General features: G+C 63.6%; 15 protein-coding genes. 4 read left to right on the top strand and 11 right to left on the bottom strand.

Translation table 11 applies throughout. The annotated features are described in order from the left end of the window. Positions 1 to 9 precede the first annotated feature (9 nt). From CCICO_RS03060 to CCICO_RS03020, 9 genes are all read right to left on the bottom strand, one after another. Positions 10 to 1332 (bottom strand): hemolysin family protein, encoded by a 1323-nt coding sequence (locus CCICO_RS03060; RefSeq protein WP_018019000.1) that lies wholly within the window; start codon positions 1330 to 1332, stop codon positions 10 to 12. Positions 1333 to 1335: 3 nt separating this feature from the next. Next, positions 1336 to 1926, bottom strand: a complete 591-nt coding sequence (ybeY, locus tag CCICO_RS03055) for an rRNA maturation RNase YbeY (protein WP_018018999.1) — start codon at positions 1924 to 1926, stop codon at positions 1336 to 1338. Beyond that, positions 1923 to 2918 carry a PhoH family protein gene (locus CCICO_RS03050; RefSeq protein ID WP_018018998.1) on the bottom strand — a complete coding sequence of 332 codons (996 nt, stop codon included), beginning with the start codon at positions 2916 to 2918 and terminating at the stop codon, positions 1923 to 1925. Before CCICO_RS03050 ends, ybeY begins: the two co-directional genes overlap by 4 nt. Positions 2919 to 2963: 45 nt before the next feature. After that, positions 2964 to 3725 (bottom strand): 16S rRNA (uracil(1498)-N(3))-methyltransferase, encoded by a 762-nt coding sequence (locus tag CCICO_RS03045; RefSeq protein ID WP_018018997.1) that lies wholly within the window; start codon positions 3723 to 3725, stop codon positions 2964 to 2966. 5 nt (positions 3726 to 3730) lie between these two features. Further along, a complete protein-coding gene (gene dnaJ, locus CCICO_RS03040) occupies positions 3731 to 4867 on the bottom strand; it encodes a molecular chaperone DnaJ (protein ID WP_018018996.1) in 1137 nt (378 codons plus the stop codon). Between the two features lie 107 nt (positions 4868 to 4974). Further along, positions 4975 to 6000 carry a heat-inducible transcriptional repressor HrcA gene (hrcA, locus tag CCICO_RS03035; RefSeq protein WP_018018995.1) on the bottom strand — a complete coding sequence of 342 codons (1026 nt, stop codon included), beginning with the start codon at positions 5998 to 6000 and terminating at the stop codon, positions 4975 to 4977. A 29-nt stretch (positions 6001 to 6029) separates the two neighbouring features. Further along, positions 6030 to 7169: a radical SAM family heme chaperone HemW gene (hemW, locus tag CCICO_RS03030; RefSeq protein WP_026161325.1), complete on the bottom strand. Its 1140-nt coding sequence runs from the start codon at positions 7167 to 7169 to the stop codon at positions 6030 to 6032. A gap of 8 nt (positions 7170 to 7177) precedes the next feature. Beyond that, positions 7178 to 7858: a hypothetical protein gene (locus CCICO_RS03025; protein ID WP_018018993.1), complete on the bottom strand. Its 681-nt coding sequence runs from the start codon at positions 7856 to 7858 to the stop codon at positions 7178 to 7180. A 114-nt stretch (positions 7859 to 7972) separates the two neighbouring features. Further along, complete coding sequence (locus CCICO_RS03020) at positions 7973 to 9811, bottom strand: AMP-dependent synthetase/ligase (protein ID WP_018018992.1); 1839 nt, start codon at positions 9809 to 9811, stop codon at positions 7973 to 7975. 175 nt (positions 9812 to 9986) lie between these two features. Here CCICO_RS03020 and malQ point away from each other — a divergent pair, with 175 nt between their 5' ends. Next, positions 9987 to 12131 (top strand): 4-alpha-glucanotransferase, encoded by a 2145-nt coding sequence (gene malQ / locus CCICO_RS03015; RefSeq protein ID WP_026161324.1) that lies wholly within the window; start codon positions 9987 to 9989, stop codon positions 12129 to 12131. A 106-nt stretch (positions 12132 to 12237) separates the two neighbouring features. Here malQ and CCICO_RS03010 read toward each other — a convergent pair whose 3' ends face one another. Both CCICO_RS03010 and CCICO_RS03005 read right to left on the bottom strand, forming a co-directional pair. Then, positions 12238 to 12543, bottom strand: a complete 306-nt coding sequence (locus CCICO_RS03010) for a hypothetical protein (RefSeq protein ID WP_018018989.1) — start codon at positions 12541 to 12543, stop codon at positions 12238 to 12240. 11 nt (positions 12544 to 12554) lie between these two features. After that, positions 12555 to 14621 (bottom strand): M3 family metallopeptidase, encoded by a 2067-nt coding sequence (locus tag CCICO_RS03005; protein WP_018018988.1) that lies wholly within the window; start codon positions 14619 to 14621, stop codon positions 12555 to 12557. Positions 14622 to 14741: 120 nt separating this feature from the next. Between CCICO_RS03005 and CCICO_RS03000 the strand changes: the two genes are divergently transcribed. The 3 genes from CCICO_RS03000 to treS all read left to right on the top strand — a co-directional run bounded on the left by CCICO_RS03000 (position 14742) and on the right by treS (position 18878). Continuing rightward, entirely contained in the window at positions 14742 to 16166 is a 1425-nt protein-coding gene (locus tag CCICO_RS03000; RefSeq protein WP_018018987.1) for a carboxylesterase family protein, read from the top strand. Between the two features lie 167 nt (positions 16167 to 16333). Next, complete coding sequence (locus CCICO_RS02995; protein ID WP_018018986.1) at positions 16334 to 17059, top strand: DUF2786 domain-containing protein; 726 nt, start codon at positions 16334 to 16336, stop codon at positions 17057 to 17059. 49 nt (positions 17060 to 17108) lie between these two features. Further along, entirely contained in the window at positions 17109 to 18878 is a 1770-nt protein-coding gene (gene treS, locus CCICO_RS02990; RefSeq protein ID WP_018018985.1) for a maltose alpha-D-glucosyltransferase, read from the top strand. Positions 18879 to 18883: the final 5 nt, after the last annotated feature.

The following is an 18883-nucleotide window of genomic DNA, read 5'->3' as shown; positions in this document are numbered from 1 at the left end:
CGATGCCTTTTATCTTTCTTCCTCCTGCTCCGCTGGCTTATCGACGCTCACCACCACGGTGACGATACGCAACCGGCCCTTGCGATCCGTGCCGCCTTCCGCAGTCAGGGTGAGCCCGTGGGTGTGAGTACTGGAGCCGGGCAGGGGCACGCGCCCCAAGCCGAAGGCCATGAGCCCGCCGACGGTATCCACATCGAGATCATCATCAAACTCAAGGTCGTGCTCGAGCTCCTCGGCCACGAACTCTTCGAGCTCGTCGAGGGAAAGCTTCGCGTGCACCCGGTAGCGGCGTTCGGAGATCTCTTCGATAGGGGCGATCTCATCGGAGTCGTACTCGTCGGCGATCTCGCCCACGATCTCCTCCAGGATGTCCTCAATCGAGATCAGCCCGGCGATGCCGCCGTACTCATCCACCAGCATGGCGATGTGGAAGCGCTGCAGCTGCATTTCCTGCAGCAGCTCATCGAGAGACTTCGAGTCCGGCACGAAAGTGGGCTCCCGCATCACCTCGGTGACCGCCACGCTGCGGCCCCCATCGGTGGAATAGTAGGTCTTTTGCACCAGGTCCTTGAGGTAGACCACGCCCACGATATCGTCCACATTTTCCCCAATCACGGGGATCCGGGAGTAGCCGGAGCGCACGCATAGCGAGGTGGCCTGGCCGGCGTTTTTATCCTGCTCGATCCACACCATCTCGGGCCGCGGCACCATCACCTGACGGGCCGTGGTGGAGGTGAGATCAAAGACCGACTGGATCATCTTCCGCTCGGAGTTTTCCACAATGCCGTGCTCCAAGGCGATGTCCACCATCTCGCGCACTTCCACCTCGGAGGCAAAGGGGCCATCACGGAAGCCATCGCCTGGGGTGAGCTTATTGCCCACCCAGATGAGGATGCGGCTAATTGGGCCCAGCACATAGCCGATGGTGGACAGCACCACCGCGGAGCGCAGCGACACCGTGTAGGGGTTTTTGCGCCCCATGGTGCGGGAGAACACTCCCACCACGAGGTAGTTGATAAGGCTGAAGGCGAGCACCGCAATGAGCAGCGCCCAGGCCTTCTGGTCGATGAGGTCGACGGTAAACAGGGCGATGAGGACCGCGGCGGTGGCGTCGAGAAGCGTGCGCAACAGCACCAACAGGTTGATGTTGTCGGCGCGACGCTCCAACACCTTGAGAAGGGTTTTGGAGCCTTCCTTCTCGCTTTTGACCATCTCCTCCACCCGCGCGGGCGAGATGGAGTTGACGGCGGATTCGATAGTGCCGAAAGCCGCGGAGGCGATGGTGGCCACCACCGCCCCGAGGATAAAGGTGAGCAACAGGGTGGGTTCCATGAGTTAGGTGCGAGGCTCCGCGATGGGCGGAATGTGTCCTTCAGCGTCATCCAAGGCGGCGCGATCGGCGGCGGAGGGGAATGCCGAGGCGCCGGAGGGTTTGGCGGGGAATTCGAGCTCACGCTCGGCAATGTCGTCGTACCAGTCGGCCAGCAACTCGTTCTGCAGCGCGAACATCTCGCGCTCCTGTTCGGGCTCAAGATGGTCGAAGCCCATGAGGTGCAGGCAGCCGTGGACGGTGAGCAGCGCCAGCTCGTGGGAGAGGTTATGGCCGGCCTTGGTGGCCTGGCGCTCGGCGAACTCGGGGCAGAGCACGATATCGCCCAGCATGGCGGGGCCGGGGTCGGCGGCGTCGGGGCGACCGCCGGAGCCGGGGGTGAGCTCATCCACGGGGAAGCTCATCACATCGGTGGGGCCTTCGAGATCGAGCCAGCGCACGTGCAGATCAGCGATCGTGTCGAGATCGACGATGTGGATAGACAGCTCGGCGGCCGGGTTAATGTCCATGTGCCGCAGCGCGAAGCCGGCGACGTCGATCAGCGCTTCCTCGTTCACGCCCGGGTATCCGGATTCATTAAAGATTTCGATGCTCACTGCTCAGCCTTCCGATTGTGGTGGCGTTCATCGTAGTCATCGTAGGCGTCCACGATCGCGCTCACGAGTTGGTGGCGCACCACATCATCCGCGCCGAGATCAGCGAAGTGAATATCTGGCACCCCGGCTAGAATCTCGCGGACGATACGCAAACCCGACTTCTGCCCGCCGGGCAGATCCACCTGGGTGATATCGCCGGTGACCACCATGGTGGAGCCAAAGCCCAAGCGGGTTAGAAACATCTTCATCTGCGCAGGCGTGGTGTTTTGAGCCTCGTCCAAGATCACGAAGGCATCGTTGAGGGTGCGGCCACGCATATAGGCCAGCGGCGCCACCTCGATCACGCCCGCCTCCATGAGCTTGGTGATGGCCTCGGGATCCATCATGTCGCGCAGCGCATCGTACAGCGGGCGTAGGTAGGGATCGATCTTGTCGTTCAGTGTGCCGGGCAAAAAGCCCAGCTTCTCCCCTGCCTCCACAGCGGGACGGGTGAGAATGATGCGCGACACCGCCTTGGACTGCAAGGCCTGCACAGCCTTCGCCATCGCCAGATAAGTCTTACCGGAGCCGGCGGGCCCCACGCCGAAGACCACCGTGTGATCATCGATGGCGTCTACATAGTCCTGCTGGCCGCGAGTCTTCGGGCGGATCACCTTGCCGCGGCGCGCCACAATCTCCTGGGCCAAACGGCGATTCACCCCCTCCGGGGTTTCGATACTCACCATGGTGATGGTGTGCTTCACCGTGTCACGGCTAATCACATGCCCACGGCGAGCCATCGCCTGCAGCTCATTGAGTACCCGGCGGGCCTGAGCCACCACCGGAGCTGGCCCGGTGAGGGTAATCTCATTGCCGCGGACGAAGAAATCACAGGCCAGCTGATTGTCGAGGACCTTGATGTTTTCATCATTGATCCCGCAGACGGCCTGGGCCAACTGCGGCTCAATGCTATAGCTCAACGATGCGGTTTCTGTGCGCTCGTAGATTCCCACGTGCTCTCTTTCGTCATTGTTGTCCTCAGACTGCTCCACTGCAGCTTAACGTACGTGCCAGCGTGACGTGCGCGAGCCAATCGCGGCCAAGGCCACCAGCCCGGCGCTCGCGGTGCGCAGCACCTCGGGGCCGAGCAGCACAGATTCGGCGCCGGCGGCGTGGAACTCCGCGCACTCGTGGTCACTGATACCGCCCTCGGGGCCGATGATGAGCACCAGCTCGTTCACATCCACCTCCGCGGTGGCCAGCGACGTCCGCGCGTCCTCGTGCAGCACATAGGCCCGCCCGCCGGCCGCGATAACGGCGCGGACCCGCTGCACTATATCGGCGGTCTGGTGCAGCTGCTCGACCTCCGGCACGAAGGCCCGGCGCGACTGCTTGGCCGCGGCTATCGCCGCTGTCACCCACTTCTCGTGGAGTTTGGCGCGTTTGTGCTCCGGCCACTTGGCGATACACCGGCTGGCTTGCCACGGGATGATGCTATCCACCCCGCCTTGCGTCGCCAGATCCACGGCCAGCTCGGCCCGCTCCGATTTGGGCAGGGCCTGCACGATGCTCACCCGCGGCTGGGCGGTGGTGGTCTCCTCCACCTCGGACACGCTCAGCTGAACCCGCTGCTTGGTGGGCGGGGCGGCGATGGTGCAGCGCAGCACCAGCCCGCGGCCATTGCTCAGCCGCAGCTGATCGCCCTGCCCCAGCCGCATGACGGTTCCGGCATGGGTGGCCTCTTGGCCACGCAGCTCGAGAGTAGTGCCCACCGGTGGTGCCGCACTCAGCGCGCTATCGATAAAGACAGGCAAGGACACTGCTATTACCTGCGGAAGCGGCTGCGAACACGGTCGAAGAAGCCCTCGCCCTCGCGATTGTTGCTGTGCACGCGCACCGACTCAGAGGACTGGGCGCGCACCTTCTCCAACAGCTCACGGGAGGAATCGTCCAGCTCGGTGGGCACGGTGACATCGAGGTGCGCCACCATATCGCCGGATCCCTCGGCACGCAGCTTCGGCATGCCGGCCCCGTGCAGGCGCACGGTCTGGCCGGGCTGAGAGCCGGGTTGGATGGTCAGGTTAAGCTCCTCGCCGCTGAGGTCGGTCACGCTCAGCTCGGCACCGAGCGCGGCATCCACCATGGGCACCTTGGCGGTGAAGTGCAAGGTGTCTCCATCGCGAGTGAACACCGGGTGCGGGGCGGTGGAGACCTCCACGTAGAGATCACCAGCCGGGCCGCCGCCGTGCCCCACCTCGCCTTGGCCGGCCATGCGGATGCGCATGCCATCGGCAATGCCCTGCGGAATGGAGACCACGAGATCGCGGCGCTTGCGCACCCGTCCCTCGCCGGAGCATTCCGAGCAGGGGTCCTTGATGATCTCCCCGAAGCCCTGGCAGGCGCGGCAAGGCCTAGATGTCATCACATTGCCCAAGATGCTGCGCTGCACCTCTTGGATCTCGCCGGTGCCGTGGCACGTCTCGCAGGTCACGGGCGCGGACTTGGATTCCGAGCCGGTGCCCTCGCAGTGATCACACAGCACGGCGGTATCGACGGTGATGTCCTTCTTCACGCCGCGGAAGGCATCTTCCAAGGAGATTTCGGTACGCAGCAGGGCGTCATTGCCGGGCTGCACCCTGGAGCGCGGGCCGCGGCCGCCGCCACCGGCGCCGCCGAAGAAGGCTTCGAAGATGTCGCCGAAGCCACCACCGGAGAAGCCGCCGCCGAAGCCGCCCTGGGCGCGCTGCTCCATCGGGTCTCCACCCATGTCCACCACACGGCGCTTCTCGGGATCGAGCAGAACCTCTTGGGCCACCGAGATCTCGCGGAACTTCTCCGCGGCTTCCTCGGTGTCGTTGACATCGGGGTGGTATTTCCTGGCTAGTTTGCGATAGGCCTTTTTAATCTGCGCATCGCTGGCCGAGGAGTCCACGCCCAAGATTCCGTAGTAGTCACGAGCCACGAGTCTAAATCTTTCCCCTAAGTTGTCGTTTGTTGACGGTGCTCAAACACCGCTAGCTTAGTCTCCTGAACTACAAGGGGAAACTTTAGGAGATTATTCCCCCTCACCTACTCGCCAGTGAGCACCCGTGAGACGTAGCTGGCCACGGCCTGCACCTTGGACATGGTGCCGGAGTAGTCCATATAGGTTGGCCCCATCACGCCCATCCCGCCCAAGCGCTCCCCGGTGCCATACCCGGTGGCCACCAGCGAGGTGTGCTTGAGCTCGGAATCCTCGTGCTCCCCACCGATGGATACCCGCACCGAGCCGAGATCGTGGACGTTGGACAGCAGCTTGAGCACCACCACCTGCTCCTCGAGGGCCTCGAGCACCTCGGGCAGCCCTTGGGGGAAATCGCCGCGGGCGCGGCTGAGGTTAGAGGCACCGGCAAGGATGAGCCGATCCGATGGCGCCTCCACAAGGGTCTCGATGAGCACGGTGGCGCATGCGATCACGGGAAGCCGAATCTCGCGCGGCGCGTGGGAGGCAAGATCGGCGAGCGCCACCGAGGCATCGGAGAGAGTGTGATTGCCGAGGGCGCGGTTGAGGGCGTCGCGCAGCTGCGCCACCTGCTCGGGCTCAATGATCTCTTCGAGCTCCACATTGCGTTGCTCCACCCGCCCAGTATCGGTGATGAGCACGAGCAGCAGCCGCACCGGGCTGAGCAGCACCACCTCGCAGTGTTTGACGCGCGAGACCTGCAGCATAGGCATCTGCACTACGGCTGCTTGGCGAGTGAGTTGGGAGAGCAGCTGCACGGCGCGGCGCAGCACATCCTCTAGGTCCACGCCTTCTTCGAGAAAGGAGAGAATGGCGCGGCGTTCGGGCCTGGAGAGTGGCTTGACGTCATGGATGGAATCCACGAAGCTGCGATAGGCCTTCTCCGTGGGTACTCGCCCAGAAGAGGCGTGCGGCTGGGTGATGAAGCCTTCCGATTCCAGTACCGCCATGTCATTGCGGATCGTGGCCGAGGACACCCCAAGGTTGTAGCGCTCCACCAGCGACTTCGACCCCACGGGCTCCTGCGAGCTGATGTAATCGGCAACGATGGCGCGCAGCACTCGGGCGCGCCGCGCGTCGGTGGCTGTGGACATGCTTCTACCTCCCTTGTTATCGCTCCAGCCTAGTGCCCCTCTTCCGCGAGCAACAGATCGGCGATGATCCCATCAGCCAGCAGCCGGCCCTGATCGCTCAGGGTGAGCCGATGCTTATCGACGCTCAGCAGCTGCCGCTCCACGTAACGCTCAATCATGGGCGCGGCGGACGGGCCCAGCGTATCGAGTGCAATTCCCTCGCGCAGCCGCAGCCCGAGCATCACTTTTTCGGTGTGCCGCTCAGCGGCGCTGAGCTGTTCGCTCTCCTGGATGGGCAGTTCACCCTGCCCCAAACGCTGATAATAGGTGCGGGGATGTTTGACGTTGAAGAAGCGGCGGTCGCCGAGGTGCGAATGCGCGCCGGGGCCGGCGCCCCAAAAATCAGCATCGGTCCAGTAGCCGATATTGTGTCGGCACTCTCCTCCTGGGCGGGCCCAGTTGGATACCTCGTACCAGTCGAAACCAGCCGCTTCCAGGCTGTGAGCGATGAGCTCGTAGCGCCGCGCCATCACGTCATCATCGGGCGCGGGCAGCTGTCCGGTGCGCACTAATCGGCCCATCTTGGTGTTGGGCTCCACGATGAGTGCGTAGGCGGACACGTGATCGACCCCGGCGCCAAGCACTGTCTCGAGGGTAAGGCGCACATCATCATCGCTTTCGCCTGGGGTGCCGTAGATCATGTCGAGATTCACATGCTCAAAGCCGGCGGCGCGGGCCTGCTCGGCGGCGCGGGCTGCCCGACCGGGGGTATGGGTGCGATCCAAGGTGGCCAGCACCTTCTCACTGGCGGACTGCATGCCCAGCGACACCCGCGTGAATCCCGCGGCGCGCAGCTGCTCGAAATAGCTGGCCGAGGTGGATTCTGGGTTGGACTCGGTGGTGATCTCCGCATCCTCGGCGAGCTCATAATGATCGCGGATCATCTGCAGGATCGATCCCAGCTTCTCCGCGCCGAGTAGCGAGGGGGTGCCGCCGCCAACAAAGACGGTATCCACCCGACGATGGCTGGTGGCCGCAGCGGACAGCCGCAGCTCGGTAGCTAGCGCACTGAGATAGGCCTCGGGCGAGGAATCGCTGCCCAGCTCGCCCGGGGTGTAGGTGTTGAAGTCACAATAGCCACAGCGAGTGGCACAAAAGGGCACGTGGATATACACGCCGAAGGTGCTCATGATGGGGCTCATGCGCCTCGGTCGCTGGCGTGCATGCGGCGGCGCACCGAGGCCACCACCCCGTCGATCCAGGCCCGCTCGGTCAAAAACTCCGGCGGGTTCGTCCCCCGCGCCGCCGCGGCATAGGCGGGATGGGCGCGGGCCACAGTCTCCAGCCAGCCGTGGGCACAGGCCTGCACGAGACGGCGCGTGCGGGTGTACATGGTGGCTAGGCTCACGCTCTCGAGGTCAGCGGCGGCACAGGCGGTTTGGTCCAATTCCCATTCCACAATCGCGGCGAGCTGCTGAGTAGCGAGCTCGGTGCGCCCCTGCATGGCATCGCTCAGCGCGGGCACAGAGATGGGGGTGGACAGTGCGAAGGAGGTGGTGAGCAGGTGGGCGTCGACAAGCTGAGGGCGCGCGAAACGCTCGGTGCGCTTCACCGATTCCCACACGCCCATGGAGCCGGCGCGCAGCCCAGAGATCAGCGCCTGCCGGATACCGCTGAGTTCCGAGACCACAACTCGGGCATCGTTGATGGCTTCCACCGCAATCTCATCGAACTCGAGCAGGCACTCCTCCACGAGTTCGGCGTCCCAATCGGCGATGGCTTCGGCGATGTGCTCGATGTATTCGGCCACTTCATCGCCGATGTTGTACATCTCTTGGGTGAGCTCTTTGAGGCGCAGCTTGGCATCAAGTAGCTCCACGTGCTGCTCCTTTGCTCCCGTCGGTGTCATCTGCGCGTACGACTTTAAGCCAGTTCTCAGTAAAAAGGGGGATGCCTCGCCGGGCGTGGCCCGAGGAGACATCCCGACTGGGGATTAGTTCTTGCGGTAGAGGATGTCGATCTCCTCCGAGAAGCGCCGCACCACCACGTTGCGCTTGACCTTCATGGTGGGAGTGAGCTCGTTTTCCTCTTCCTTCAAGTCGCGATCCAGGATGTAGAACTTCTTGATCGCCTCCGAGTGCGAGACCAGAGTATTGGCGGAATTCACCGCATCCTGGATCTCGGCGCGCAGCATCGGATCGTGTGCCACATCGGCCACCGACTTCGAGCTGGAGATGTTGCGCTGGGCCTTGAAATGCTCGAAGGCCTCCGGCTCGAGGGTGATGAGCGCGCCCACGAAGGGCTTGCCATCGCCCACCACCAGTGCCTGGGAGATCAGCGGGTGAGAACGCAGCTGATCCTCGAGCGGGCCGGGCGAGACATTCTTACCTCCGGCGGTGACGATGAGATCCTTTTTACGCCCGGTGATCTCGATGTGGCCGGAATCGTGGATCTCGCCGAGATCGCCGGTGTTGAACCAGCCGTCCTCATCGAAGGATTCGCGGTTGGCATCATCGTTGTTCCAATAGCCCTTGAAGAGGGTCTGGCCCTTGAACATCACTTCGCCCTCTTCGGAGAGGCGGGCCGTCACCCCGCCCACCGGGCGGCCCACGGTGCCGATGATGTTGTCATCAAAGTTCACAGCCGCTGCCGCGGTGAGCTCGGTGAGACCATAGCCCTCGTACACAGTCACGCCGATGCCGCGGTAGAAGTGCAGCAGGTCTCGGTCCATGGCGGCGCCGCCCGAGATGCAATACCGCACCGAGTTGCCTATGGCGGCGCGGATCCTGGAATACACCAGCTTGTCGTAGGTGGTGTGCTTCCACTGCAACGCTTTGTTGGGGCCTTCCTCCGTGTCGAGCGACTTGGAGTACTCCCGGGCGGTCTTTTCCGCCTTCTCAAAGATCGCCGCCTTGATGGGGCCTGCCTGCTGGGCGTTGAGCGCTGCGCCATTGCGCACCTTTTCAAACACTCGCGGCACGCCCAGAATGAGATGCGGGCGGGAGCGCTGGAACTCCACCGGCAGGGTGGAGAAATCAGACCAGTGGCTCTGGGTGGCGCCAGAGATCACCACCGCGAGCGACACCGCGCGGGAGAGCACGTGCGCCAGTGGCAGGAAGGTCAACACCCTATTGCCGGGGGTGGCCACCTGGCCAATGGGGTGGGTAAGCAGGGCGTAGACCTCGGCCAGCCAGTTGTGGTGAGTGAGCATGCAGCCCTTGGGGCGGCCGGTGGTGCCGGAGGTATACACCAAGGAGGCGAGATCCGAGGAACGGGTCTCGGCGATGCGCTGCTCCACCGCGGCATCATCAATCTCGCGGCCTTCGAACATAATGGTGTCTACCGCGGAGGCGTTGATCTCCAGAATGCGGCGCAGTTTGGACTCCGAGCCCGAGAGCCGCGGCACGCCCTGTTCGTCCACCAGCAAGTTACGCATGAGCGCGGTGTGTTCCTTCGATTCAGTAAAGGCGAAAACCGCCCCCGAATCCTCGATGATCCACTGGACCTGGCTGAGCGAGGAAGAGCCGTAGATGGGCACCGATACCGCCCCGGCGGCCCAGATGGCGAAGTCGATGAGCGTCCACTCGTAGCGGGTTTCGCACAGCAGCGCCACGCGGTCGCCCTTCTGCACACCATTGGCGATCAACCCCTTGGCCACGGCGTAGACCTCATCGGCAAACTCCTTGGAGGTCACGTTGACCCATTCGAAGTTTTGGGGGCGGGTAAACATAATGCCGTAGGGGCGGGAGCGGGCGGTGTCCAGCATGGCGCTGAGGCACGTGTCGTGCTCGCCAATGCTGTATTTCGCGGGGGTGGCGTACTCATTCACCATGCTTGCTGTGGACCTTTCCTTAAAAGATGCTGACGGACGCGGGCGCCCTGTCATCTTTTTATGAATAAACCTTCACGTTGTAAGCTACCCGCCCCCAGGGGCCGAGCGCACACGGGTGGGAAGGCAGCAGGCAATTATTGCACGATCCTCGGCGGTCAATGGCACTATGGTTCCTGTGAGTTGTAGAGACGAACTTCGTAATTTAGCCAGTACCCTGAGTGTTGCCACGCAGTACACCGCGAACGACGGCACCGTGGTGAACGTCAGCGATGAGACTCTCATCTCTATCATCGGCGCCTTAGGTTATGAGCTCTCCGCCGACTCCTCCGAGAAGGAGCTGGCACAGCTGCGCGCCCGCGTGGAGGATGCGGAAGCCACCCGTCCCCTGCCGCGGTGCGTGGTAGCCCGCGAGGGGGATCGCCACTTCTTTAATGTCCACGTGCATGATAGCGCGCCCGCCGATGTGCGCATTATGCTCGAAGAGGGTGGCGAGGTCCGCCCTCGCCAGGAGGATAACTGGACTCCCCCGCGCAGCGTCGACGGCCAGAGCTGGGGCGAGGCCACCTTCTCTACCCCGGCCGATCTACCACTGGGTTGGCACACGCTCCAGCTGCGCTCCGATGGTATTGACACTCAGTGCCATCTGGTGGTCACCCCGGCCAGCCTGAGCACTACTGCCTCACTGCGCGAGCAGCATCGCAGCGGCGTGATGGCGCAGCTGTACTCGGTGCGTTCGGCCGAGTCGTGGGGCATCGGCGATTTCCATGATCTCGGCAGCCTCGCCGAGGTGCTCGCCACACATGCCGACGCCGACTATGTGCTGGTCAACCCACTGCACGCGGCCGAGCCTTTCCCACCGGTGGAGGATTCGCCCTATCTGCCCACCACCCGCCGGTTCATGAACCCGATCTATCTGCACATTGAATCGATCGAGGAATACCAGTGCCTCGACGAGCAGACCCAAGCCGAGATCCAGCAGCTGGCCGCGCCGCTGAAGCAGCTCAACCACTCCGGCGGGCTGATTGACCGCAACCCGATCTACGCCACCAAGCTGCAGGTGCTGCGCGAGCTCTACAACACCCCGCGCTCTGCTGAGCGGGAGCGACAGTTTAGAGAGTATGTGGAGATGGAGGGCCAAGGCCTCGTCGATTTCTCTCTCTGGTGCGCCCAGCAGGACATTGCTGCGGACTCCGATCACACCGCCGAACAGGGAAATCACGCCGCCCACGAGGATCCCACCGAGGTGGCCGGCTTCTATGCCTGGCTGCAGTGGCTCTGCGATTGCCAGCTACGCGAGGCTCATCGACGCGCCCTCGCCGCCGGGATGAGCATTGGCATCATGGCGGATCTGGCCGTCGGAGTGCACCCGGGTGGCGCGGATGCCCATAACCTCGCCGAAGTGCTGGCCCCGCGCGCCTCGGTGGGCGCCCCGCCAGACGCCTACAACCAGCAAGGACAGGACTGGTCCCAGCCGCCGTGGGATCCGTTCAAGCTCGCCGAATCCGGCTACGCGGCGTGGCGCGATATGCTTCGCACCATCCTGCGCCACAGCGGCGGCATCCGCATCGATCACATCTTAGGCCTGTTCCGCCTGTGGTGGATTCCCCGCATGCAGCCGCCCACGGAGGGCACCTACGTGCACTTCGATTACAACGCACTGGTGGGCATCCTCGCCCTCGAGGCGGAACGCGCCGGGGCCGTGGTGATCGGCGAGGATCTCGGCACCTTCGAGTCTTGGGTGCAGGATGTGCTTGCCGAGCGCGGCATCATGGGCACCTCGATCCTGTGGTTCGAGTCCGAGGCCGACGGCCGCGGCCCGCGGCTGCCGCAGCACTACCGCGAGCTGTGCTTGACCTCGGTGACCACCCACGATCTGCCGCCCACGGCCGGCTATCTCGCCGGAACCCATGTGCGGCTACGGGATGAGCTGGGGCTGTTCAGCCGGTCGATGGAGGAGGAAAACGCCGAGGATCTGGCGTGGCAAAACGAGGTACTCGAGCGCGTTCGCGAGCTCGGCTACTTTGAGGGCCACTCCCCCATTGGTGATTTCCGTGGCGCCGAGCGTGGCGAACGCGGACCGCTCGTAGAGCTGGTGGCCGCCTTGCACCGCTATGTTGCCGCCACCCCCTCGCTACTCACCTGTACCTCGTTGGTGGATCTGGTGGGCGATGTAGCTGTGCAGAATCAACCCGGCACCACAAAGGAGCAGTACCCCAACTGGTGTGTGCCGCTGAAGAATGCGGCGGGCGAACCGGTACTCATCGAGGACCTGGCGGAGGCGGAGTTCTTCCAGACGGTCGCCGCGGCCGCCGCGCGTTAAAGATGCCCCAGCAAGGCCATCACCACGACGAAGAGCAGCAGCGCGATGAGCGCGAGCGTCACCCGCGACTTGCCGTAGGAAGGGCGTGGGCGCTGGGGTTTGTTCTTCATTCGGTGGTGGACTCTTTCCGCGCGACGGGCTCTTGGTTCACCACGATCTTAGTACCCCGCGCCGCCGAGGCTGGTCGGCTGGTCATCGCGCCGCCGCGCGAGACCACCGCCCCGGGGTGCACCCAGGTGTGAATGCGCGAGCCCACCAGGTCAATGACACGCAACAACACCACCGCCCCGATCCCACAGAGGATCAGTGCGGCGGTGGTGACCACGGGTGCTTGCAGCCAGACGGGCAGCGAGACAATCGACTGGCCGAGCTCATTGGTGATCTCAACGTAGATATCTCGCAGCGCATCCATAGCTTGCTAGTTTAGCGGGTCGCACCCGCTAGGCCGCGGCGCTGAAGCAGCGGCGTGAGATCCTTCTCTCGTCCACGCAGCGTCTCGAAGGCCTCGGTGAAATCACGGGAAGCACCGCGCGAGAGCACGAGTTCGCGGAAGCGCTGCCCAGCCGCCCGCACCGAGGCGGCGTCCACACCGGCGGGGCCGGAATCGTTGGGGGCAGAGCCACTGGCGGCGCCGACCTCCTTGAACCATTCGAAGCCATCGGCATCGAGGGCCTCGGCCCACAGATAGGAGTAGTAGCCCGCCGAGTAGCCGCTGGCGAAAATGTGGTTGAAGTAGCGGGTTTGATAGCGCGGGGCAATGTGCTCCACCTCAAGCCCGGCATCCACCAGTGCGTTGCGCTCGAACTCGGCCACAGCTTCTGGGGTGGCGGCGATCTTCTCGGCCTCCGCGGCGGTGAGGCTGTGCCAGGCGTAATCGATGATGGCAGCACCGAGGTATTCGCTGGTGCCGAAGCCCTGGCCGAAGGTGCGCGAGGCCTCGATGGCGTCGATAAGCTCGGCGGGAATCACCTCGCCGGTGACATGGTGGCGGGCGTAGTTGTGCAGCACCTCGGGCTCCAGGGCCCAGTTCTCGTTGATTTGGGAGGGAAACTCCACATAGTCGCGCGGCACGTTAGCACCCGAGAAGCTCGGGTAGCGCACATCCGACAGCAGCCCGTGCAGGCCGTGGCCGAACTCGTGGAAGAGGGTGGTCACCTCGCCCAGGCTAAGCAGCGCCTCGGAGCCATCGGCGGGCTTGGTGATGTTGAGAACATTGATGACCACCGGCTTGGTGCCGAGCAGTTCCGACTGCTCAACGAAGCCCGACATCCAGGCGCCGCCGCGCTTGGAGGGGCGGGCATAGTAATCGGTGAGCAGCAGGCCGATGCCGGTGCCATCTCCGTCGCGCACCTCCCACACGTCCACATCCTCGTGGTAGCCGCGTAGATCCTCGCGCTGATGCACCGTGATGCCATAGAGCCGCTCGGCGGCGAAGAACACGCCCTTTTCCACCACGCTGCGCAGCGGGAAGTACTCGCGCAGGCGAGACTCATCCAAGGCGTAATCCTGCTCGCGCAGCTTGTTCTCCCAATAGGGCCAGTCGGCGGCGCTAATCTCCTCGCCCCCAGCCACATCGTGGATGCGCTTGTATTCGCCGTGCGCATTGGCGGAAGCAGCCGGGGCGAGATCCTTGAGTAGGCTCCACACCGCGGCGGTATCCGGCGCGGTTTCCTCCTCCACCACCAGCTCGGCGTGAGTGCGGTAGCCGAGCAGCTCGGCCTTGCGAGCGCGCAGCTGCGCCATGCGCACCGCCACCGGAGTGTTGGATTCCACGCCGCGGGCCAGCGAAGCCTCGTAGACGCGGCGCCGCGATTCGGCCCGCTCGAGCTGCGATTGCACCGACTGGACGCTGGGCAGATCCAAGTGCAGCACATAGGTGCCGGATTCTTGGCGCGCCGAGGCGATCGCAGAGGCCGACAGCCCCGCAAGATCCTCTTCGGAGTCAAACTCCACCGCAAGCTTCTGGGTATCGGTGAGCAGCTGGGAGCCGAAACGCTCCGACAGTGAGGAGAGCTCACGGTTCAGCTCGGCGAGCTCGGCCTTCTTCTCCTCATCCAAGGTGGCACCGGAACGCTTGAACAGGCGCAGGTAGTACTCGTGCAGGCGGCGGGATTCCTCACCCTCCGGCACCTCGGCATCACGCACCAGCTCATAGAGCTGCGTGTTCTGAATGATGGCATCACTGTGGGCGGCAAGCTCTGGGGCCAGCTCGGCAGCGAGCTCCAGCATCTCCTCCGTGGCGTCAGTATTGCAGAGGTTGAAAAACACCGATTCCACTCGGGCAAGGTCGCGGCCCGAGGCCTCGAGACGCTCCACCACATCTTCCCAGCCCTCATTGCTGAGAATCTCGCTAATCTCCTCATCGTGACGACGCATAGCCTCGGTGAATGCAGGGCGGAAGTGCTCAAAGCGGATGGCGGCAAAGTCCGGCAACTGGTAATCCAGAGTGAACGGGGACAACAGGGGGTTACTCTCAGTGGTAGACGTCATAGCCGCCAATAGTAGCGAAGAGTGTCAATAAGGATCGCGCGGCAGGAGAGGTGGCGTCGATAAGCATGCTCCACTGTTTTCTTGGGGAAAGTAGTGTTGCCTGCGATAGCATAAACACCCATGAGTGAGAACACGATCACCGTGCCGAGCCCTGTGGGCACCATCCGCGGGAGGGTCTACGAGGACGGGGTGGCCGAGTTTTGCGGCATCCCCCACGTGCACTATGCACAGCCTTTCGACTTCCCCGAGCGTGCCGCCGCCACCAGCGAGGTTATCGATGCCACCACGCCACGCCAACGCGAGGTGGGGCTCAGCGTGATCGCTCCCGTCTCCGCCCTGCCGCGCGCCGGGCACGGGGTGCCCAAGGATCTGCCCGTGATCGCCTTCGTGCACGGCGGCCGCTACGAATCCGACCACTATGACGGCTCGTGGTACCGCTCCCATGCCTTCGCCCACTCGGGGGCGATCGTGGTGTCGATCGGTTATCGCATGCGCTTGGAAGGATTCGCCCAATTTCGCGCCGACGAAGACTTCGCCTATCGCGGGGTCAGCGACGTGCAGATGGGATTGGACTGGATCCAGCGCTGCATCGAATCCTTCGGCGGGGATCCCACCAATGTCACCCTGGTGGGCCAATCCGCTGGGGCGGGCATCGCCCTGTGGCTGGCCCGGCGCGACCACTACACCGGCACGTTTCGACGGCTGGTGGCAATGTCGCCGGGCTTTCCGCCGCAAGACTTTTATGCCCGGCGCGGCTGGCTGCGCAGTGCTCTCGGCGCGCCGATCACCCAAACCTCGCTCAATAAGGTGGCCGAACGCAAGCCGGCCAAGCTGGCGAAGGCCTATGCCTCGCTGCGGCGACGCTACTTCTATGGGCCGGCGGTTGGCCCCTATCCTTTCATCCCCGGGGAGCTAGCGGATGTGGATATTCTGCTCACCTACACCGAGCACGAAATGTATCTCGAGCCCACCGCGGCGTGGCTCGATGAAAACGCCCCCTGGCTGGTGGGTATGGGAGTGCGACTGTTGGCGAGCCGGTTCCTCCTGCACAGCACCCGTAGCTATCTACACTGGGTGGCTACCCACTATCCCGGCCAAGTGGCGCGACGGTTTATCTCCGATGCCTCGATTACCCGCTGGGTGCAGGCCGTGACCGAACGACAGCAGGGCTCGACGTGGCTGGTGCAGCTGGGTGGGGAGGCCGAGCGGGACCGCCCGGCGTTGCACTGCGTGGATTTACTACTCGCCTTCGACGTGCTGAATCACCCCTCCCCCATGGTGGCCACCTTCGCCGGCACGGATCCGGAGCGGCTGGCCCCGCGGGCACGGCAGATGCACCAGCTGCTTCTCGGTTTTGCCCGAAACGAGCGCCCGGAGTGGCCCGCCCACGAACCAGGCCGCGGCAACCGCGCAGCGTTGTCGCTCTCCTTGGCCGATCCGGGCGCGCCGCCGCAGGTAGTCACCGATCCGCTCTACGGGGTGCGGGTGCATTTTCGTTTGCCGGTGAAACAGCGCGGCCCCGCTCGGCGCGAGGCGTGGGAGTAGCTGGCCGGCACGGGCCACTGTGGGGCTGTGGATAGAAAATGGGGCTATGCACAGCCTGGGCCGGTTTTCTTCAGGATGGGCTCCTTCGCGTTCATGGAGCTTCTAGGCTGCGGATACCTGGTGCCTGTGAGGCAGGCGCCACCGCCACAATTCTGAAGGAGACATCCATGGCCAGCTCACTGACATCCATCAAAGACAAGATCCGTAAGGTTCTCGCACAGGCGTGTGATCGCGCCGGCACCGATGAGGGCGATACCTACTTTGCCAAGGCCTTCGAGCTCATGGCCCACTACGAACTCGACGAGCGGGATCTCGGCGGGGACGATCCAGGCGATGCCGTTACCCACATGCATATTCACTTCGGCGGGTCCTATACAGATATGCAAAGCACGCTGTTGATGGCGATCGCCCGTTGCTTGCACTGCGAAGGCTTTGTTTACTCCACCTACCGCTCCACCAAGGTGGGCGAGGCCGTGGTGTTCGGCCGCGCCCGACACCTCGAGCGGGTATCTACGCTCTATACGCTCATTAACCCGATCATGCTGGCCCGCGCCTGGGAGCTGCGCCAGGATTATCACCGCGGGCTGTATCACTCCACGGTCACGCTCAGGCGCAGCTTCATGCGTGGTTTTATCACCATGATCTCCACTCGGCTGGAGGAGGCCGAGCACGGAGCCGCCGATACCTCCGCTGCCTACGGTTTAGCGCTTATCGACGATGCCTCCCTGGCCCGCCAGGCCCGCGCCGAGTTTATCGGCGACACCCCGCTCAACACCCGCAGCGGCGAGGGACGCACCTTCGCCCCAGGTGCTTATTCCCGGGGCGTGAATGAGGCCACCGTGACCGATATCGGCCAGTATCGCATGAGTCGGCGGGCGGCCCTCGAAGGTTAAGCAGGGGGAGCTGCCGCGCGCGGCGGGAGTTTTCTCTAATCTGGTCTATATGGCAGAAGACCCGTTGAAACTCGCACACCACGAGCCCGCCGCCGAACCGGAAGTCGACGCGGAAGGCTATGTTGTAGAACCCTCCTCAGAGGACTACGCCACCCCGAAGATGGCCGAGAACAGCCTCGAGCCAGGGTGGTATAAGGAAGCCGTGTTTTATGAGGTGCTTGTTCGCGCCTTCCATGACTCCACAAATTCCGGCTCCGGCGACCTGCAGGGTCTGATCTCGAAGCTGGATTATTTGGAGTGGTTGGGCGTGGATTGCCTCTGGCTTCCGCCCTTCTACGATTCCCCGCTGCGCGATGGCGGCTACGATATCCGCAACTTCCGCGAGGTGCTGCCCGAGTTCGGCACCGTGGATGATTTCGTGGAGCTAGTGGACCAAGCCCACAAGCGCGGTATTCGCATCATCACCGACTTGGTGATGAACCACACCTCTGACCAGCACCCTTGGTTTATCGAGTCCCGTAAGGATCCAGAGGGGCCCTATGGCGACTTCTACGTGTGGAGCGATTCGGACAAGAAGTATGCCGATGCCCGCATCATCTTCGTGGATACCGAAACCTCCAACTGGAGCTGGGATCCGGAGCGCCAGCAGTACTACTGGCACCGTTTCTTCTCTCACCAGCCGGACCTCAACTATGAAAACCCCGAGGTTCAGGAAGCCATGCTGGATGTTCTGCGCTTCTGGCTGGATCTGGGCCTTGATGGTTTCCGCCTTGATGCGGTGCCCTATCTCTTCGAGGAAGAGGGCACCAACTGCGAGAACCTGCCCAAGACCCACGAGTTCCTCAAGCGCTGCCGCGAGGTGATCGACCAGGAGTACCCAGGACGGGTGCTGCTGGCCGAGGCCAATCAGTGGCCGGCCGATGTAGTGGAGTACTTTGGCGAGCCGGTGGAGGGCGATGAGTGCCACATGGCATTCCACTTCCCGCTCATGCCGCGCATCTTTATGGCAGTGCGCCGCGAATCGCGCCGCCCCATCTCCGAGATCCTCAAGGACACCCCTTCCATTCCGTCTTCGGCGCAGTGGGGCATCTTCCTGCGCAACCACGATGAGCTGACCCTCGAGATGGTGACGGACGAGGAACGCGCCTTCATGTACGAGCAGTTCGCCAAGGAGCCGCGCATGAAGGCGAATGTGGGTATCCGCCGCCGTCTCGCGCCGCTGCTGGAGGGCGACCGCAACCAGCTGGAGCTCTTCACCGGGCTTTTGCTCTCGCTGCCCGGATCCCCGGTGCTGTACTACGGCGATGAGATCGGCATGGGCGATAACATCTGGCTCGGCGACCGCGACGGCGTGCGTACCCCGATGCAGTGGAGCAGCGACCGCAATGGCGGCTTCTCCAAGGCCGATCCGGAGCGCCTCTACTTGCCGGTGATCCAAAACGCCCAGTATGGCTACGATGCCCTGAATGTGGAGGCCCAGATGGCCGGCGAGAATTCGCTGCTGCACTGGACCCGCAATCTGATCCACACCCGCAAGCAGCACTCGGCCTTCGGTTTCGGCGAGTTCACCGAGGTGCCGGCAAAAAACTTTGCCATCCTCAGCTACCTGCTGCGTGATGAGAAGGAGACGCTGCTGTGCGTGAATAACATGTCGCGCCGCCCGCAGGCCGTGTCCTTGGACCTCTCCGAGTTCGCCGGCCGCATCCCCGTGGAGCTCAGCGGTGGCGAACACTTCCCGGAGATCACCGACGAGCCGTGGGTCGTTACCCTGGCCCCGCACGGTTTCTTCTGGTTCGAACTCACTGATCCCGACGCTTAGGAGCT

The sequence above is a fragment of the Corynebacterium ciconiae DSM 44920 genome (assembly GCF_030440575.1).
Classification (GTDB): Bacteria; Actinomycetota; Actinomycetes; order Mycobacteriales; family Mycobacteriaceae; genus Corynebacterium; species Corynebacterium ciconiae.
This window is presented reverse-complemented; position numbering and strand designations above follow the sequence as displayed.

Coding starts and splice junctions, on each gene's coding strand:
- CCICO_RS03060 (WP_018019000.1), bottom strand. CDS start 1,332: ATGGAACCCACCCTGTTGCTCACCTTTATCCTCGGGGCGGTGGTGGCC.
- hrcA (WP_018018995.1), bottom strand. CDS start 6,000: ATGTCCACAGCCACCGACGCGCGGCGCGCCCGAGTGCTGCGCGCCATC.
- hemW (WP_026161325.1), bottom strand. CDS start 7,169: ATGAGCACCTTCGGCGTGTATATCCACGTGCCCTTTTGTGCCACTCGC.
- CCICO_RS03020 (WP_018018992.1), bottom strand. CDS start 9,811: ATGGTGAATGAGTACGCCACCCCCGCGAAATACAGCATTGGCGAGCAC.
- CCICO_RS03010 (WP_018018989.1), bottom strand. CDS start 12,543: ATGGATGCGCTGCGAGATATCTACGTTGAGATCACCAATGAGCTCGGC.
- CCICO_RS03005 (WP_018018988.1), bottom strand. CDS start 14,621: ATGACGTCTACCACTGAGAGTAACCCCCTGTTGTCCCCGTTCACTCTG.
- CCICO_RS03000 (WP_018018987.1), top strand. CDS start 14,742: ATGAGTGAGAACACGATCACCGTGCCGAGCCCTGTGGGCACCATCCGC.
- CCICO_RS02995 (WP_018018986.1), top strand. CDS start 16,334: ATGGCCAGCTCACTGACATCCATCAAAGACAAGATCCGTAAGGTTCTC.
- treS (WP_018018985.1), top strand. CDS start 17,109: ATGGCAGAAGACCCGTTGAAACTCGCACACCACGAGCCCGCCGCCGAA.